General features: G+C 52.5%; 16 protein-coding genes. 11 read left to right on the forward strand and 5 right to left on the reverse strand.

What is annotated here, in order from left to right; all coding sequences use genetic code 11:
• Positions 1-25 precede the first annotated feature (25 nt).
• From I2G61_RS06500 to I2G61_RS06515, 4 genes are all read right to left on the reverse strand, one after another.
• Positions 26-547 carry a flavodoxin family protein gene (locus I2G61_RS06500; protein WP_229100697.1) on the reverse strand — a complete coding sequence of 174 codons (522 nt, stop codon included), beginning with the start codon at positions 545-547 and terminating at the stop codon, positions 26-28.
• Complete coding sequence (locus I2G61_RS16420) at positions 462-737, reverse strand: twin-arginine translocation signal domain-containing protein (RefSeq protein ID WP_229100698.1); 276 nt, start codon at positions 735-737, stop codon at positions 462-464. Before I2G61_RS16420 ends, I2G61_RS06500 begins: the two co-directional genes overlap by 86 nt.
• Before the next feature lie 69 nt (positions 738-806).
• The gene (locus I2G61_RS06510; RefSeq protein ID WP_195548063.1) at positions 807-1,616 is read right to left on the reverse strand and encodes a MerR family transcriptional regulator; all 810 of its coding nucleotides are present in this window, start codon (positions 1,614-1,616) and stop codon (positions 807-809) included.
• A 440-nt stretch (positions 1,617-2,056) separates the two neighbouring features.
• Positions 2,057-3,904 (reverse strand): FAD-dependent oxidoreductase, encoded by a 1,848-nt coding sequence (locus tag I2G61_RS06515; protein WP_195548064.1) that lies wholly within the window; start codon positions 3,902-3,904, stop codon positions 2,057-2,059.
• Positions 3,905-4,035: 131 nt separating this feature from the next.
• On the opposite strand from I2G61_RS06515, the gene I2G61_RS06520 reads away from it, so the two are divergent.
• From I2G61_RS06520 to I2G61_RS06540, 5 genes are all read left to right on the forward strand, one after another.
• A complete protein-coding gene (locus I2G61_RS06520) occupies positions 4,036-4,929 on the forward strand; it encodes a LysR family transcriptional regulator (protein WP_195397005.1) in 894 nt (297 codons plus the stop codon).
• 332 nt (positions 4,930-5,261) lie between these two features.
• A complete protein-coding gene (locus tag I2G61_RS06525; protein ID WP_139248615.1) occupies positions 5,262-6,800 on the forward strand; it encodes a hypothetical protein in 1,539 nt (512 codons plus the stop codon).
• A gap of 13 nt (positions 6,801-6,813) precedes the next feature.
• Entirely contained in the window at positions 6,814-7,683 is an 870-nt protein-coding gene (locus I2G61_RS06530) for a substrate-binding domain-containing protein (protein WP_072684655.1), read from the forward strand.
• A 219-nt stretch (positions 7,684-7,902) separates the two neighbouring features.
• Positions 7,903-8,118 (forward strand): hypothetical protein, encoded by a 216-nt coding sequence (locus I2G61_RS06535; RefSeq protein WP_072684656.1) that lies wholly within the window; start codon positions 7,903-7,905, stop codon positions 8,116-8,118.
• A 199-nt stretch (positions 8,119-8,317) separates the two neighbouring features.
• Entirely contained in the window at positions 8,318-9,664 is a 1,347-nt protein-coding gene (locus I2G61_RS06540; RefSeq protein WP_072684657.1) for an MATE family efflux transporter, read from the forward strand.
• Between the two features lie 144 nt (positions 9,665-9,808).
• Here I2G61_RS06540 and I2G61_RS06545 read toward each other — a convergent pair whose 3' ends face one another.
• The gene (locus tag I2G61_RS06545) at positions 9,809-10,900 is read right to left on the reverse strand and encodes a YdcF family protein (protein WP_072684658.1); all 1,092 of its coding nucleotides are present in this window, start codon (positions 10,898-10,900) and stop codon (positions 9,809-9,811) included.
• A 99-nt stretch (positions 10,901-10,999) separates the two neighbouring features.
• Here I2G61_RS06545 and iadA point away from each other — a divergent pair, with 99 nt between their 5' ends.
• From iadA to I2G61_RS06575, 6 genes are all read left to right on the forward strand, one after another.
• Positions 11,000-12,133: a beta-aspartyl-peptidase gene (gene iadA, locus I2G61_RS06550; RefSeq protein ID WP_072684659.1), complete on the forward strand. Its 1,134-nt coding sequence runs from the start codon at positions 11,000-11,002 to the stop codon at positions 12,131-12,133.
• A gap of 133 nt (positions 12,134-12,266) precedes the next feature.
• Positions 12,267-13,469 carry a helix-turn-helix domain-containing protein gene (locus tag I2G61_RS06555; protein WP_072684660.1) on the forward strand — a complete coding sequence of 401 codons (1,203 nt, stop codon included), beginning with the start codon at positions 12,267-12,269 and terminating at the stop codon, positions 13,467-13,469.
• Between the two features lie 74 nt (positions 13,470-13,543).
• The gene (locus I2G61_RS06560; protein ID WP_072684661.1) at positions 13,544-14,245 is read left to right on the forward strand and encodes a DNA-3-methyladenine glycosylase; all 702 of its coding nucleotides are present in this window, start codon (positions 13,544-13,546) and stop codon (positions 14,243-14,245) included.
• 58 nt (positions 14,246-14,303) lie between these two features.
• A complete protein-coding gene (locus tag I2G61_RS06565) occupies positions 14,304-14,843 on the forward strand; it encodes a methylated-DNA--[protein]-cysteine S-methyltransferase (RefSeq protein WP_072684662.1) in 540 nt (179 codons plus the stop codon).
• Between the two features lie 363 nt (positions 14,844-15,206).
• Positions 15,207-15,833 (forward strand): flavin reductase, encoded by a 627-nt coding sequence (locus I2G61_RS06570; protein WP_072684663.1) that lies wholly within the window; start codon positions 15,207-15,209, stop codon positions 15,831-15,833.
• Between the two features lie 59 nt (positions 15,834-15,892).
• Complete coding sequence (locus I2G61_RS06575; protein ID WP_195397008.1) at positions 15,893-16,651, forward strand: SDR family NAD(P)-dependent oxidoreductase; 759 nt, start codon at positions 15,893-15,895, stop codon at positions 16,649-16,651.
• Positions 16,652-16,890: the final 239 nt, after the last annotated feature.

Below are 16,890 nucleotides of genomic sequence, written 5' to 3' on the forward strand. Positions count from 1 at the left end.
AACCCGATGTAGGCAATTTCGGCGGTTAGTCCTGTGCGGTATAAATCGTTTTTCCAAACGTATAAGCGGTATCCAGATAGCCGGTATCCTCAATGTGCTTCGGACCCCCGCAGCCCCCGCAGCCGCCGGCCAGGACATGACCTTTGTCATGCCAGCTCAGATAATTTGAAATCACGTGCTGATAATAGGATAACGCCTGCTCGAAGGTCCACCAGTTGTCATCCGCCGCGCTCATCAGTAAAGCACAGTCCAGATCCGGGTATTTTTCATACCGGCCGAACGGCGGATTCGGATCTTCGCTGCAGGTCGCGTACAACCGTTCCAGAACATTTTTGATGACACCGGTCAACGTCCAGTAACGCAGCGCTGAAGCGAAGACGACAAGATCGGTGTTTTTGATCGCTTCATAAATTTCTGTCATGTCGTCCTGCTGCAAGCAGCCTTTGCCATACCGGCATTGATCACACCCCAGACAACAGCGGATATCCCGGCTGCCAAGAAAAATCGAAGTGACTTCGTGACCTTTGCGACGCGGCGCCCTGGGCAAAGCTGTCCGCCAGCTTCACTGTGTTTCCTTCCGGCGAAGCACCGATTAAAATCAAAATCCGTCGTGATGGGACATCTGCGGACGAGCCGATTTCCTGCGCCGCACAGCCGGGCAGGATACTCATCGTCGCTACGCCGCAGGCGCCGGCGGCCGCACTTTTAAGAAAAGTTCTTCGAGACATAATTTCCATGATTATTCTCCTCCTTGTCTCTCATCATAAAGTCTGGAATAACTCGAGAGTCAAGGATTTTCTGGAAATTTATTGAACTTCGGCCGGAATCCAGAGTTCATATCTGCGAGTTTGTTTTCCCTGGTCATAGTCCAGGCTTAATACCCGGCAGATCCAATCTCCTTTTAATTGAATCTGCATCTGCCTGAGCTGCGTCAGTAACGGAAGCAGGTCTGAGGATTGAATGACGGCCTCTGTTTGAATGATCGTTCTAAGACATTTTTGACCCGGCAGACTGCGAATCGGATTCTGAATTTGAAATCCATGCCGGGCTGCCGCCTCCGCTGTGACAATAAAACCAAAATCGAAATCACTTCTCTGCGCTTCAAGGAGATCGACAGGAGCGAGAACGGCGCAGGTAAATAAGTTCCGGTATTGCATGACCGGCTGATAGAGCGGACTGAAAATCATCGCTTCATTCAATTCGTCATGATGGCTGTAACAATAGAAATAACTGAGTGGCGCATCAATCCAATCCCATCGCATCAGCATTGATGGAGAAAGCGCGCGGGCTTGCTTATAGCCGCTCAATTTATTTAGGGCCAGCTGTGTATCCTCTAATTGATGCCGGAGCGCTTGTTCCCGTTCTTCCAGCAGCCGACTCATTTCGGTTTCCGTCAGGGTATGCATCAGGATTTCGACTTCCCGGATTGTAAAACCCAATGCTGTCCAGTTCGCGCAGTCGTAGAGCCGGCGGATTTCACTGGCGGAATATTCCCGGTAGCGGCTTTCCGGATCCCGCGGCGGATTGATAATCCCTTTCTTTTCATAAAAACGGATCGCGTCGGGACTCATATTCAGAAGCTTGGCAATGACATTGATTTTAACAGGCTGAGTCATCAGATCATCCACCCTGTCTTTCATTTTAACATTGAATATCCTTTTCAGGGAATTAAGATCATGGAATAAGCAGCTATGGTTAAGCTTTCCCAGATTAGTAATTAAACGAAAGAGAAGGCAGAGAACGAGCAAAAAGCTGTGTTATTTCTATTACGCAAAAGGGGAGATTACCGCTTCAGAAAAAGATGAAAGAAAGGATCATGAAGGAAAGAAGAACATTGATGGCGCATTTTTGAAAAAGGGATTCATTTTATTCGCTTTCTTGTGCGTTTGGCAAAATTGTAGATTGTCATTCGTCTCAAAAAGCGTTCTGTGCAAACTTTCGCGGCGTGATCTTCTTTCTTCACACGGGAAAAGTGCGGCTTGGGTTCGATTGCTTGTCAGGCTGAATATAAAAGAAAAGAGCGATCCGAACGGAGGCTCTTTTCGTTATTGATTGGTTAGTTTAAGGCTGCGGCGATCGCTTCCGCGGCCAGTTTGCCGGAGGTCAGCGCCCAGCCGTTGTTGGCGCCGGATGGGGAATCGTCGCCCATGACGCCGCCGACGGTTTCACCCGCCGCGTACAGCCCCGGAATAACCGTGTCGGAAGTATTCTTCACTTCCAAATTTGTCGTCACAACCAGACCGCCCATGGTTGTCGCAAAGCGCGGTTTCTGTTCGACTAAATAATACGGGCCTTCACCGATCTCTTTTGTCAGATACTCGGCAGCGCGTCCGAATTCTTCATCCTTGCCGTTTTGCACAAAGGTGTTGTACGTCGTAACGGTATTTTCCAGCGCTTGGGCGTCCATGCCGACGATTCCGGCCAGTTCCGCCAAAGAATCCGCATGCGCGAAGACTGGCGTCGTCTTGCCGTTATTGTCCAGCCAGCCGTTGATATCGCCTTCGGAGATTCCGCCGGTAGCCAGCTTGCTTTTAAAGAGATCGAAGGTGGAGGCGTCCATCAACAGGTATAACATGCCGTCCGTCTGCTTCAATTCGGTTTCCAGAATCGTCCGGTTCGACGCTTTTTCATTGACGACGCGCTGACCTTCCTTGTTGATCAGAATTGCGCTTTCGCTGAAGGCCGCGATGTTGCCGGCGATCGTGGACTTCGCGATGCCTTCGGAGACTTCGATGCCGTTGGGATAACGTTTGCCGTATTCCATCAATCGGGTTGCCGCGTTAACGTTTTCCGCCGTGGCCATCACGATGCCGTCGCCCGTGGAGGACGCCGGTCCATAATACAGCGCGCTTTTCATCTCGTCATTTAACAGATCCTTGTTATTGCCATAACCGCCGGTCGCTAACAGCACGGCTTTGGCGTTGATCGTATACTCTGTTTTCTCATCCGCCGCTTTGACCCCGACAACTGCGCCGGTCTGGTCAATGATCAGCTCGCTGGCGCGTGTACTCAACAGAACTTCCGCGCCGCTGGCTTCGACGGCTTCCCGCAGCACTTTCGCGGCTCCCGCGCCGCCGCCTTCATACGCTAATTCGCGGTCGTGCGAATATTCCGCCAGCTTGTGCAGTCCGCCGTCCAGATCAAAGTTCAGCTTAACACTGTCATGCAGCCAGTCGGTCGTTGCGCCGACATTCTCTGCGTACAGCTGGATCAGTTCCCCAACGTTCAGGTTTGCGCCGTTGGCCATGAAATCCTCAACCATGCTTTCGACTGAATCGTCGCTCACGCCGGCCTGCTTCTGCAGGTCGCTGCCCATCACGACCTGATTGCCGCCGCTGATCGAAATCGCGCCGCCCATAAACGACATCTTTTCCACCAAGACGACGTTTAAGCCTGATTCTTCAGCCCGGATTGTCGCAGCCATGCCCGCTGCGCCGCCTCCGACAACGACCAGATCGGTATCCAAGGTTTTGGCTTCTTTTTCTGCCGCCGTTTTGTTTCCGGCCTTCTTCAAGGCTTCCACATCGCCTCCAGCCTGCGTGACGCAGTCTTCCACCGCGGCTAAAATCGCTTCGCTGGTATGCGTGGCGCCGGATACGACGTCGACCGCCAAGGTCTGTCCGTCAACGATCGCCTGCGGAATCGAGGTCAGCGGCGCGGATGCGATCGCTTCGGTTTCCTGCTGATTTTTGACGACGACGCTGCTGATCGCGTCGGCGGTGAAGGTGACTTCCAGTTCTACCGGGCCGTTATTGCCCTGGGCGGAAGCCGTGTAGGTTCCCGCTTTGTACTGCCCGGATGCCGGTTCTTCGTTCTTCGGCGTTCCGGAACACGCCGCTAACGAGAATGCAAGCAGACAGGCGGCCAGCGCTTTGCCGGTCTTGATTGTCCAATTCTTTTTCATTGCTTTTCTTTCCTCCTGAGTTGCCTTTTTATTGTAAGCATATCAATTTTGTGAATAAAGAAATAAAATAGAAAATATTCATAGCTGGAAGCTATAAATTTAAGTATAATAAAGAAAAAGAGGAATTCGTTATGAACCTGAATCAGCTGATTTATTTTGAAACGCTGGCTCAGCTTGAACATGTAAGCCGGGCCAGTGAAAAACTGAATATCGCTCAGCCCAGTCTGTCCAAAGCGATCGCCAATCTGGAACAGGAGTTAGGCGTCGATTTGTTTGAGAAACAAGGCCGCAACGTCGTGCTGACCCGGCAGGGGAAGCTTTATCTGGACTATGTTCAGAAAGCGCTCAAAAGTCTGGAGGAAGGGCGCTCTGCTTTACAGCGGATGCAGTCGGAGCTGAATCTGCGGATTGATATCGGGTTTGTGTCTTCTTTACAGGCGCGGATGATGCCGCAGCTGTTGGCAGACTATCGCCAGGCGACCGGTTCGCAGACGCGCTTTGCCTGTTATGAAGGAACGACGGTCACCTTGTTGGAACAGCTGGAGGAAGGAACATTGGATCTGGCTTTGGGCTCTGAGCCCCGGGATCCCGTACGGTTTGGATCGGATCCGGTGTTCCGTCAGGAGCTGGTCGTGCTGACGCCGAAAACAGCGCGCTGGCAGGGCGTTTCATCTTTATCGTTAGAGCAGGTTGCGGCGCAGCCGCTGATCCTGCATACCCGCAATACCGGGATGCGGAAGATTGTGCTCGATTTGTTTGAGGAAGCAGACTTAAAACCGGAGGTGGCTGAAGAAGCAACGGAAGAAAGCATGATCGCTTCACTGGTCGCGATGGATCTGGGAATCGCGATCGTGTCGCTGTCGCCCGCCGTGCAGCTGCCGACGGTGAATATCCTGCGGCTGGATCATCCGAAAAATTACCGGTATATCCATTTGATTTATTTGCGTCATCATTATTTAAGTCCGGCGGTCCGGCATTTTCAGAACTATGTCCTGAAGTGGGCGCAGACTCCTGCCGCTGCCTGAGACAGGCTGTTTTAAAATCGGTTCACGCGGCTGATTCTTTTGATCGGCCGTTTTTTTATGGATGACAGACCGGCGGTAGTCTTTGAAACCGGAAGATTCTGGATTGTACAGAAGTTGGATATTCCTGCTAAAATGACCGTAATAAAAGTGTAAGAGTCGGGTTGTTCGGATAATGGTAAAATAAAGGTGAAACCGGAAGACCGGTTTGGAATAAAACGTCGGCTTGCAAGCTGCGCAGCGAAGATGTGATATGTTCAGGAATTTATGACGATCAATCCGTTTTACGGAAAAGCCGCGGGGCAGATCGGAAAACGTTCAATTAGAAGGTAGGGATGGCTATGGCGCAACCTTGGAAACGACTGTACTGCTTTCTCATAACCGGACTTCTGCTTTTAGGCGGCTGCGCTCCGGCGATGAGGAAAGCGATGCAGAATGAGGAAAATAAACCGGGTGAGGAAGTTTTGAAGCGGCCGGAAGAAGAGAATTTAAGCTTAACGGAACAGGCGCGCGTGTATCCGATTGAACTGACGCCGGGGCGGATCTGGCTGGTGAACCGCGATGGCGAAACGGTCGGCGCGCAGTCCCAATCAGCATTGATTTACGATCAGCTGACACGCCAGCCGCAATACAAAGTAAAAACGAGGCGGTATCTGGACGGGGAAACGGACGAATATGGGCAGCCTGTTTATACCAACCAGTCGGCGTTGTTCTCGCTGGAGGATGAGTGTCTGGCTGATTGGGATGATGTGATTTACGAGGGCGGCGCCGGCCGTCTGGTCATTCGGCGCGACTACGCCGACGAATTTGATTCGATGATGGATCTTCCGGAAACCTACCGGACTGCGCTGGTGGACGGCGTGACGCAGACGGTGGTGCAGGAGGCGATCTTTCAGCTGAAAGCGATTGACGAGGAACATCTGATCGCGCTGGACAAAGACCGCCGGCTGTTGGGCGTCGTCGATCGTGAAGGCCGGGCGGTATCGGGATTTCCGGCCGCAGAAACGTATTATGATCCGGAAGCGGCGTTGGGACGGATTGTCGCCAGCTCGGTCAGCTTTCTGGACAATGAGGCGCGCCGGACCGATACGCTGCTGGACGTCAACCTGAATCCGCTGTTCAGCGCGCCGCGCATCAATATGGTTTATAAGGGGCTGCATGGTCCGTATTTTATTACCTATCAGAAAAACCGGACTGAAATCATCAGCGCGGATACGCTCAAACCGGTCTATGTCGTCGATCCGGAACAGGAGTTTACGTATTTTGACGGCGAAGTGCTGATCGTCTATGGTGAAAACGCGCAGACCGGCGAAGAAACCATGCGCCTGCTTGATGTGGATGGCAACGAACTGTTTTGCGCCGAAGATCTGATCAGCGCCCAGCCGCAGTCGTCGAAGGCCCGGGCCGAACAGTTTCTGGCGGTCGAAGCGGAAACCGCGATGGTGATCGACCGGAACGGGCAGGTCTTAAAGTCTCAGACGATTCCAGGATTGTCAGGATTGTATTGCGATCGGGAAGGTTTTTATTTCTACGAGGCTTATAATCCGGAAGGCAAGATCCGGACAGGGATGCTCGATGCAACTCTGCAGATCGTAATCCCGGCCGAAACTTATGAAACGCTGGCGATCGCAACGCTGCAGGACTATCTGATCGAACCGATGGATTATTTATTGGCATCGCGCAGCGTTAAGAACGCGGAGCTGACGGATATTCTGGATTTAAACGGAAATGTGATCTTTGCCGGGGCGAGTCGGATTTTCAGCCGTGGGCAGGATCGCTTCGCCGTCTTGCGGGGTGAGGAAGCCGGTCTGATCAACGGGCAGGGCGAGTGGCTTGTAAAGCGGTCGGTTTACAGTCTGGGTTGGGATGATTAAGGAGGAATGCGGGATGAAACGAATAGCGGGATTGTTGATCGCAGCCGGTCTGGTATTGAATGGCTGCGTGGCAAAGTCTGAACCCGAGCCGGCATATCAGGCCGAAAGTTTTCCGCTGGCGGCGGCTTCCTGGCCGCTGCAGTCCTTACTTCAGAATTTGCATCGGCAGCTGAGTCCGGATCCAGACTGGCTTCCGCCCGAGGCCAGCGGCAGTACGCAGGCGGCCTGGCGCAGCCTGATTCAGGTGGTCAATCCGCAGCCGCGGATGATTTTGGCCTATGAGCCTTCCGCCGCGATGCGTCGGGAATTACAGGATTATGATACGCTGTGGCAGGCGCAGACGATCGGCTATGACGCGCTGGTGTTGATCACCGGCAGCGAAAATCCCGTCGATTCGCTGAGTCTGGACCAGATCCGCGATATTTACGCGGGGAAGATTACCAACTGGAAGCAGGTCGGCGGACTGGACCAGCCGATCCGGATTTACGCACAGGATGAAAACAGCGGTCTGCAGACGGCGTTTGAACGTCAGGTCATGCAGGGCGTTTCGATTGTCAATCCAACGCTGGACTGGTTCTATGAGCGGGCCGGCGTCGTGCGTCAGGCGGTTGCGGCTTTCACTCCCACCTCAGACGCGCTGGGCTTTTCCAGCCGGCTTCTGGTCAGTCAGGTCAATCCGTCGCCCGATCTCAAGCTCCTTCGCGTCAACGGCGCATCGGCAAATGCGAAAACGTTGGAAAACGGGAAATATCCGCTGAAACTCCCCGTCTTGCTGGCAAGCAACACCGCCTCGGACGCAACGATTGCGGGAATTACCGACTGGCTGTTAAGTGTACCAGGGAAGCGGTGGTTAAGCGATCAGGGGCTGTTTCCCACTCAATAAAAGAAGATGAAAATCATGCTTGGTTTGAAGTCAGCGTCGGCTGTGCTGACGACCCGGCTGTTTTTGACAGCAGTCAGACGGCTTCCGCTCCCATTCGGGAAGAAACCGCAGCGCCTGCCGCGATTTCCGGCATAGAACCAGCCGCGGTGTCCATTTCATTTTTCAGGAAGAACTTCGTTCTCAAAGTCAATCCCACAGGTGTTCACTCTTTAAGAAAGGATGGATCATTCCGACGTCAAGCTGTTGGCTGCAGACGGCGTGAGACCGGATTCTGATTCTATCGCCAGGGATCAATATTCACTGATCCATGAATTTAACGCGGTGATCCGGGCGGACGAGGCGCTGGACTGTCCGGCGTGGATTTTGCCTGAATGGCTGAAAACGGACGACGCCCGCCAGCGGATCCGGGATGAAGGCGATGTCCTGGCGAATTAATGGAGTTTGTAAGCTGTCCCTTCCAGTTTTGATCACAGGTGTAAAAATCCGTTTCCGATGGCTTCCGGCGCGGATTTTTTTATCGTGAAATTTTTATTCATCTACCCTTTACAAATGCAGGAAATTCTTACCGGAAACGGGTGACTTTTTCAGACTGATATGCTACACTGAATTCTGTTTTCGGGATAAGGAGAAGGTTATGGAGAAAGAAGAAACTTTATTATCGGGGGATATTAAAAAGACGTATGTTTCCTATCTGATTCCGACGATCGTGGGGATGCTGACAAATTCGGTCTACTGCATCGTCGACGTCATGTTCGTCGGTTTGTGCATCGGCGCGCAGGGCTTGGCGGCATTTAACATCGCGATGCCGGTCTATACGATTTATTCTTCGTTAGGCTTAATGCTGGGGGTTGGCGGCGCGGTGACCATTTCCGTGCTGATCGGCAAGGGGCAAAAGGAACAGGTCGACAAGGTGTTTACGCTGACTGTTTTGTGCTGCATGCTGATCGGCATGGTGATGAGCGCCTACGGTTTGCTTTTTCCAGACGCCTTCGCGCGGATGCTCGGCGCCAGTCCGCAGCTGATGCAGGGAGTGAAAGATTATTTACAGCCCCTGCATTGTGTCGCGCTGATCTATATTCTCAACTGTACGATGCAGGTCATCATTCGCGCGGATTACAACCCGAAGCTGGTCATGTTAGCGGCGGTATGCGGCAACGCGACCAACATTATCTTTGACTGGCTGTTTGTTTCCGTCTTTCAATGGGGGCTGTTCGGCGCGGCGGCCGCGACGGCGCTGGGCCCCTGCGTCGCCATGAGTATCTGGATTTTCCATTACCTGTTAAAGAAAAATACATTTACGTTTACAAGGCGTTTCTGGGATTTCTCACTGCTGCAGCGGATCTTCAAAAACGGCGTCGGTACGTTTATTCTGGAATTGAGCCTGGGCTGCGTCGTGATTTTCTTCAACATCGTGCTGCTGGATGTCAGCGGTCAGGACGCCGTGGCGGTATTCGCGATCATCTCAAATATCGCGTATGTCGGAAAAGGCATTTTTAACGGAATTTCCCAAGCGGCCCAGCCGATGCTTTCCGTCAACTACGGCGCGCGGAAGATCAAGCGCGTGCAGGCCACGCTGAGAACGGCGTTAGTCTGCGCGTTAATTTTCTCCTTGGGCTGTTATCTGTTGATTCTGATTTTCCCGCAGCCGATCATCGGTTTCTTCATCAGTTCCTCCGATGCCGGCTTGATCGGCCACGGCGTCTGGGCGGCGCGGATTTACTTTATTTCGTTTGTATTTACGGCGGTGAATACAGTTCTGATGTATTACTTTCAATCGGTGGAAAGTATTAAGGTAACGACGATGATCGCGCTGATGCGGGGATTGATCTTCATCCTGCTCGGTCTGGCGGTGTTCCCAAAATTTTTAGGCGAGCTGGGCGTATGGCTGACGATCACCTTCGCGGAGGTGGCGACGTTATTGATCGCGCTGCCAATCAAGCGGAAGCTGGATCGGCTGTTGGCGGGCGAAGCGGTTGAATAGCGGCTGGCGGCGATGAGTGTGAAAAGATCGGATTTCCTGAAACGGAGCTCCGATCTTTATTTATATTCTTAATTTATACTCCGCAAAGACCGCTGCCCTCCTTCGACATTAGAGAAAAGCTTTGGAGCACGTTGAATAAAAGCGCTAAAGCAGCCGGAGGATCAGGGCTGCCAGAAGCACCAGCGCCGAACAGATCCAGGGCAGACATAGAATTCCGGCAGCGATCAGATGAAATTTTTTATGCATCATCATCGCCGCGACATACTCCCGGATAAACGCGTTATAGGAAAAATAAGCGACGGTGCGCGAGCCGATTCCGCTGCATCGGCGAATCCCGGCCTTGCGGGATAACAAACCCGCGCGGAAGACGTGATAATCGCTCGTGCAGAACAGACATTTATAACGCTTTTTCTGTTGATCCATGATTTTCTTGGAAAAGACCATGTTTTCGTACGTGTTGACCGACTGGTTTTCCACCATAATCCGCGTTTCCGGTACACCCTGTTCCAACAAATAGTCTTTCATCACTTCCGCTTCCGCCCGCGGCTCGTCCGGTCCCTGACCGCCGGAGGGGATCAGAATCAGTTCTTTTTTTCTTCCCGGGAAAAAGCGGTGCTTTCTGGCTTCCTGCCGCCAATAGAAGGCTAACGCCCGATCGCAGCGCTGCTTTAACAACGGCGTCAAACCCTGATCGGTCACCTTGCAGCCGAGGATGATCAGAAAATCCTGATTCAGCAGCGGCCGGTTGAGCTTGAACAGCCAGCTGGACACCAGATAACAGACAAAGGTGAAGATCAGATAGAAGTACAACACCGCGCCGGCTAAAAACGTCAGATTGAGAATCCAGGGCAGGGATTGGGAATGGGAGAGTCCTATCGGAATAATAAACCAGCCGAGCAGAAATGCCAGACCGAAGATCAGCGACAGGCTGTGCTGGACACTGACGCCCTCCTTTGCCCATAGCTGCGGCGAACGCATCAAAAGGACCGCCCCCAGAATCAGCGACAGGATCGGAAAGAGAAACAAGGCGAACAGAAACAGCCCGATCCCGGCTAACAGCCAGAATGAATTCTGGGCATTCAGTGCCAGCAGCGTCAGATCACCCAGAATCAGAAACAGTCCGAATGTCAGCAGCACCCCGTTAAAAATCCGCCGCTTATCGCTGAGATAAAAAATTAAAAATAATCCGAAATAAATGGCTGTCGCCAAAATGGCGAAATTCAGAAGTTCTCCCATTTGTTCGATTCCTCGCTTTATTCTGATTCCATTATACCCTTTCCGCTCTGTTCCGACACGTCTTGTCGTGATAAAATGAAAGAAAAACAGGAGGCATTTATGATTGTTTTACGACAGGCAGAGGTTTATGCCCCGCAGTTTGCGGGACGTCAGGATATTTTGATCGCCGGCGGCGAAATTGTGAAGATGGCAGAACATCTGGATTGCGGGCAGGTGCAGGAGATCGACGCGTCCGGGAAGATTGCGGTTCCCGGCTTGATCGACCAGCACATTCACATCACCGGCGGAGGCGGCGAAGGCAGCTTTCATACGAAAACGCCGGAAGTTCAGCTTTCTTCTCTGATTGAAGGCGGCATCACAACCCTGGTCGGCTTGTTGGGCACCGATGGTTTTTCACGATCCGTGGAAAATCTGGTTTCCAAAGCCAAGGCGCTGAAAGAGGAAGGACTGAGCGTCTATTGCCTGACTGGTTCGTACAGTTATCCCAGCGTAACGCTGACGGGCGATGTGAAAAAAGACATTCTGTTTATCGACGAGGTGATTGGCGTGAAGCTGGCGCTGGCCGATCACCGCAGCTCCAATGTGACGCTGGATGAGCTGATCCGGCTGGCTTCCGACGCTCGTGTCGCGGGCATGCTTTCCGGCAAGGCGGGAATTGTGACGCTGCACATGGGCGATGATCCGCAGGGGTTGAACAAGGTGTTCGACGCGATAAAGCAGACGGCGATCCCGGCGAAGGTTTTCCATCCGACGCATGTGACGCGCAACCCGATGCTGTTTGAACAGGCGCTGGATTTTCTGGAGCTGGGCGGCTGGATCGATCTGACCGCCGGCTCGCGCAAAGAAAAGAGCTGCGGGGATTATATTGAGGCTGCCAAACAACGGGGACTGGATACATGCCGGATCACGGTGAGCTCGGATGGTCAAGGCAGCTGGTCTACTTATGACGCGCGCGGCAATTTGACTCAGATCGGGGTGTCCAGCGTCAAAGCGCTGCACGAACAGCTTGTACGGATGGTCAAGGAGAACGAGTTTGATTTAGCCGAGGCGCTGAGCTATGTCACAAGCAATCCGGCTGACGCGCTGCAGTTAAGCCGCAAGGGCCGGCTTCAGGAAGGGATGGACGCGGATATCGTGCTGCTGGACAAGGATCTGGCGATCGACACCGTGATCGCCCGCGGTCAGCTGATGATGAAGGACAAGCAGCTGCGGGTGCGGGGAACCTACGAATAAAGATTCAAACCCTGAAGTTCACGGTGGAATCGACCGGAAATCCATGATTCGTGGACAAAGTCAAGCAGGCATGGATTGCGCTCATCCCCCGGGTTAATCGTACAATGAAGGCGAGGAAAAGGAGGGATTGAGAATGGATGCGGAAACCATGGGAAAACGCATCGCACAGCTGCGCAAAGCGCGGAATCTGACACAGCAGCAGCTGGCCGATCAGCTCAACGTCACCAACCGCGCCATTTCCCGATGGGAACGGGGCGAGGGTTATCCGGAAATTACGCTGCTGCCCAAGCTGGCGGACAGTCTGGGCGTCACGACGGATGAAATTTTAGGTCATAGAACAAGGAAACAGCCGGGGATGCGGTTTGCTCAGCAGCCGCAGGTCATCATCGGAATCGGTCTGGTGCTGATTTTCGCTGCGGAAATCGGACGCCGGCTGCAGCCTCAGCAGAGCAATCTTCTGGCTTTGGCGGGGCTGACGGTGTTTTTGATTCTGGGGATGATCGTTGTGATGCTGCGGCTGCCGATGAACAGACTCAGCGGTATGATTTACAGCGGCTCCGGATTCTTTTTCGTGACGCAGCTTGCGGCCCAGTGGATTTATCTGTCACTGCTGCGGTATGTAGGACCAGTGCCGTTTACTGGAGCAGTGAACCCCTATTATTTTGCTTTGCAGGAGAAGATGCAGTATCCGGTTGCTTTACAAGTTCAATCGCTGCTGACGCAGGCGATGTGGCTGCCGGGGATGCTGGTGTCGCTGACGGTGTTTCTGCTTCTGAATTGGAAAGTGAACTGGTACGCGAGCACTTCCGGTTGGATCAAACTGATCAAGTCGATGATCTGGCTGGGACTGAGCATTCTGATTCTATCCGTGATTGTATTCAGACAATCGTTGCAATGGGATTGGACGGAACTGCCGCCGCAAAGCTACGCGCGTCTGTCGCAGCTCTATCCGGCCGTGATTTCAGTCTTGATCGTGACGGCGCTGGCAGGTCTGTTGTTTATCTGGCGGTGGCGCCGGCAGGATCGTACCGCCGGAGTCTTGATCCTTTTATTACTGGGCTTTTACGGCAGCGTGCTTCCTGTGCAGAAATTGGATTATTATTTCTTTAAGGCGGAAAAGTTGATTCCGGATATTGCCAAAATTACTGAGGGATGGGACCGGATTCATCTGGTGGTGCAGTGGGACCGTCCGTTCTGGTTTGCGGGCATCGTCTGTCTGGGGATGAGTTTATTTTTGATTTATCGTCAGGAGAACACGGGTTCCGGGAAACTTTCCGTTAAAAACCTTGCGTCGCTGCGGCTGAGGCCGGAAATCTGGAAACGGAAGGCCGATTGATCGGACAGCCATTTGATATGAATTCCAGAATGAACTTCAAAGTTCAATGCAAAGAAAAGGACAGGAATCGCAGGATGAGTGAAACCAAAGAACCGATTTTCCGTTATGGGAAAACGGAAATTGAATATTTAAAGCAGCGGGATCCGAAGCTGGGCGCGCTGATCGATCAGATCGGTCCGATTGAACGGGCTGTCGATACCGATCTGTTTTCGGCAATCGTGCATCATATCGTCGGGCAGCAGATTTCTACGAAGGCTCAGCAGACAATCTGGCAGCGGATGCGGGACGGCTTGGGCGAAATCAGAGCGGAAACGATATTGGCGGCCGGGATTGAGCGACTGCAGGCGTTTGGCATGACGTATAAAAAAGCGGCGTATATCGAGGATTGCGCGCGGAAAGTAACCACCGGCGAGCTGGATCTGGACCAGCTGCCGCGGCTGCCTGATGCGGAAGTGATCCGGCAGCTTGTTTCGCTGAACGGGATCGGCGTGTGGACTGCAGAAATGATTCTTCTGTTCTGTCTGCAGCGGCCGGACGTATTCAGCTATGGCGATCTGGCGATCCTGCGCGGATTGCGGATGGTGTATCATCATCGGAAAATCGACCGCAAGTTGTTTGCGAAATACCGCCGCCGGTTCAGTCCGTACGGCAGCGTAGCCAGTCTGTATTTGTGGGTGATTGCGGGCGGAGCGGTGGAAGGCATGAAGGATTACGCGCCGAAACCGGTTCAGTCCAAACCCGTAAAACGCAAATCGCTGGTGCGGGTGCAGGAATGAACGACGTTCATTCTGTCATTGGCTAGGATAAGAAAGAGGTTTGAAAAGGAGGCTCACGATGATTTATACGACGCATTACGCTTCCCCGCTCGGCGATCTGCTTCTGGCAGAGAATGAGAATCAGCTGATCGGGTTGTGGCTGGAAGGCCAGAAATATTATCGCAGTACGCTGCGGGAAGCGGCGCAGGAACAAGCTGACCGTGCCGTCTTCATTCAGACGTCAGCCTGGCTCGACCGTTATTTTGCGGGGGAACAACCCGCGATCAGCGAATTAAGACTGGCGCCCCGGGGAAGTAAATTCCGGCAGGCGGTGTGGAAAAGCTTGTGTGAAATTCCCTATGGTCAGGTCACGACGTATGGGAAAATCGCCGGGAAGCTGGCCCGGCAGTTCGGCTTGGCGTCGATGTCGGCTCAGGCGGTCGGGGGCGCGGTCGGGCACAATCCGATTTCGATCATCATCCCTTGTCATCGGGTTGTCGGCACTCACGGAAGTCTGACGGGATATGCCGGCGGGCTGGATAAAAAAATTTTCCTGTTGCAGCGGGAAGGCGTCGACGTCAGCCGTTTCTCAATCCCTGAAAAGGGTACCGCACTGTAAACCGTTGACGAGGGAGCGGACGTGATCTATTCGGGAGAAATTGTTCAAGTCAGTCAGGGAGGAGCCGCAGTCAATCCGGCCTCAATGTGGAATCATAGATTAAGGAAGCAGAAGCAGAATGACAGAGAAGCGTTCTGCTTTTCTTGTGGCCCTCCGACTCCGGGAGAATTTGTTTTCCAGCCGGATTGGGTTTAAAACCGGAATCATCGGCGATAACAAAAGCGAAGACATCCAGATTCTGTTTGGATAATCGAACATCGGAATTCCATGACGAAATTGAATTTAAAGTAGTTGACAAACAGAACTTATTGGAAGATAATACTAATAGAAAGTGATAATCATTATCAATTAAGGAGGAGAACAATGGATCCGAAAGCATTTTTCAAGCTCAGCTATGGTTTATATATCATCAGCACTGAAAGCGAAGGCAAACAGGCTGGCTGTATCGCAAATACATTCAATCAGGTGACCAGTTCGCCGGCGCAGGTCAGCGTAACTTTGAATAAAAACAACGCGACGGAACAAATGATCGAAAAGAGCGGAAAGTTTGCGGTTTCCGTTCTGGAACAGAGCGCCGGGATGGAATTGATCGGCCGGTTCGGTTTTCACTGCAGCCGCGATACCGATAAGTTCGCCGGGCTGGATTGCGGTATCGACGAACAGGGCCTGCCATTTGTGAAAGAAAACGCCGCTTCCCGCTTTTCCTGCAAAGTTGTAAAAACGGTGGATCTGGGAACGCACGTCATGTTTATTGCCGAAGTGATCGGCTGTGAAGTCCTGGATAACCAACCGGTTATGACTTACGAATATTATCATCAGGTCAAAAACGGCAAGACGCCGAAGAATGCGCCGAGCTATCAGGAAGAACCAAAGAAAACCGGAGGATGGCGCTGCTTGTTGTGCGGCTATGTCTATGAAGGCGAAATTCTGCCGCCGGATTTTATCTGCCCGATTTGCAGTGCTCCGGCTTCCGCGTTTGAAAAAATCTGACGCGCTTGGAAAACGAGTTATTTAAAACAGAATAGAAAAACAACAGAAGGAGAATTTCGATGAGAATGAAATCTAAAACCGTCATCATCACCGGCGGAGGAAAAGGCATCGGCTTCGGCGTTGCAACAGCTTTTGCGAAGGAGGGAGCCGATATTGTCATTACCGGCCGTCAGGAATCCGCGCTGCTCAGCGCCAGGGAAAAGCTGGAATCGGCTTATGGTATCCGCGTCGGTTATGTTGCGGGCGATCTGGGGCAGGAGGAAACAGCGGCGAAGGTTGTCGCCAAAGCGATCGAAATGACAGGCCGGCTGGATGTGCTGATCAACAATGCTCAGGCTTCCAAATCCGGCGTCATGCTTGCGGATCATACCCGGGAGGATTTCGATTTGGCGATTAATTCGGGTTTGTACGCGACTTTCTTCATGATGCGTGCGGCATTCCCTTATTTGAAGGAAACGCGAGGCAGTGTGATTAATTTTGCTTCCGGCGCAGGTCTGGCCGGCCGTTTGGGGCAAGCTTCCTATGCCGCGGCAAAAGAAGGCATCCGCGGTTTATCGCGGGTAGCGGCGACTGAATGGGGCGAATTCGGCATCAATGTCAATGTCGTTTGTCCGCTGGTGGAAACGGAACAGCTGCGGAAATGGAAAGAAGAATATCCGGATGTCTATGCCAAAACGATCAAGGGAGTTCCGTTAGGCCGGTTCGGCGATGCGGAGAAAGATATCGGCAGGACATGCGTCTTTCTGGCAAGCGAGGATGCTTCCTATATCAGCGGCGAAACGATCACGCTGCAGGGCGGCTCCGGCCTGCGGCCCTGAAACAGGCGCCTTACGCTGCGTAAGAATTCTTATTCTAATTTGGGCAAAGAGAAAAAAGACAGGCTGGACAAAGCATGATAACAACGCTTTGTCTCAGCCTGTTTCTTTGCAGGAGAAATTCTGCCTTGCCGCAAGTAAGAAGCTGCGGAATTCCGCAGCATTTTTTTTCCTGCGCCATTCTTTTTTTCGCAAGGAAGCAGGCTGTTCGGATTTGAAATTGATAAAGCGCTGATGCAAAA

The sequence above is a fragment of the Holdemania sp. 1001095H_141210_F2 genome (assembly GCF_015558105.1).
Lineage (GTDB): Bacteria > Bacillota_I > Bacilli_A > Erysipelotrichales > Erysipelotrichaceae > Holdemania.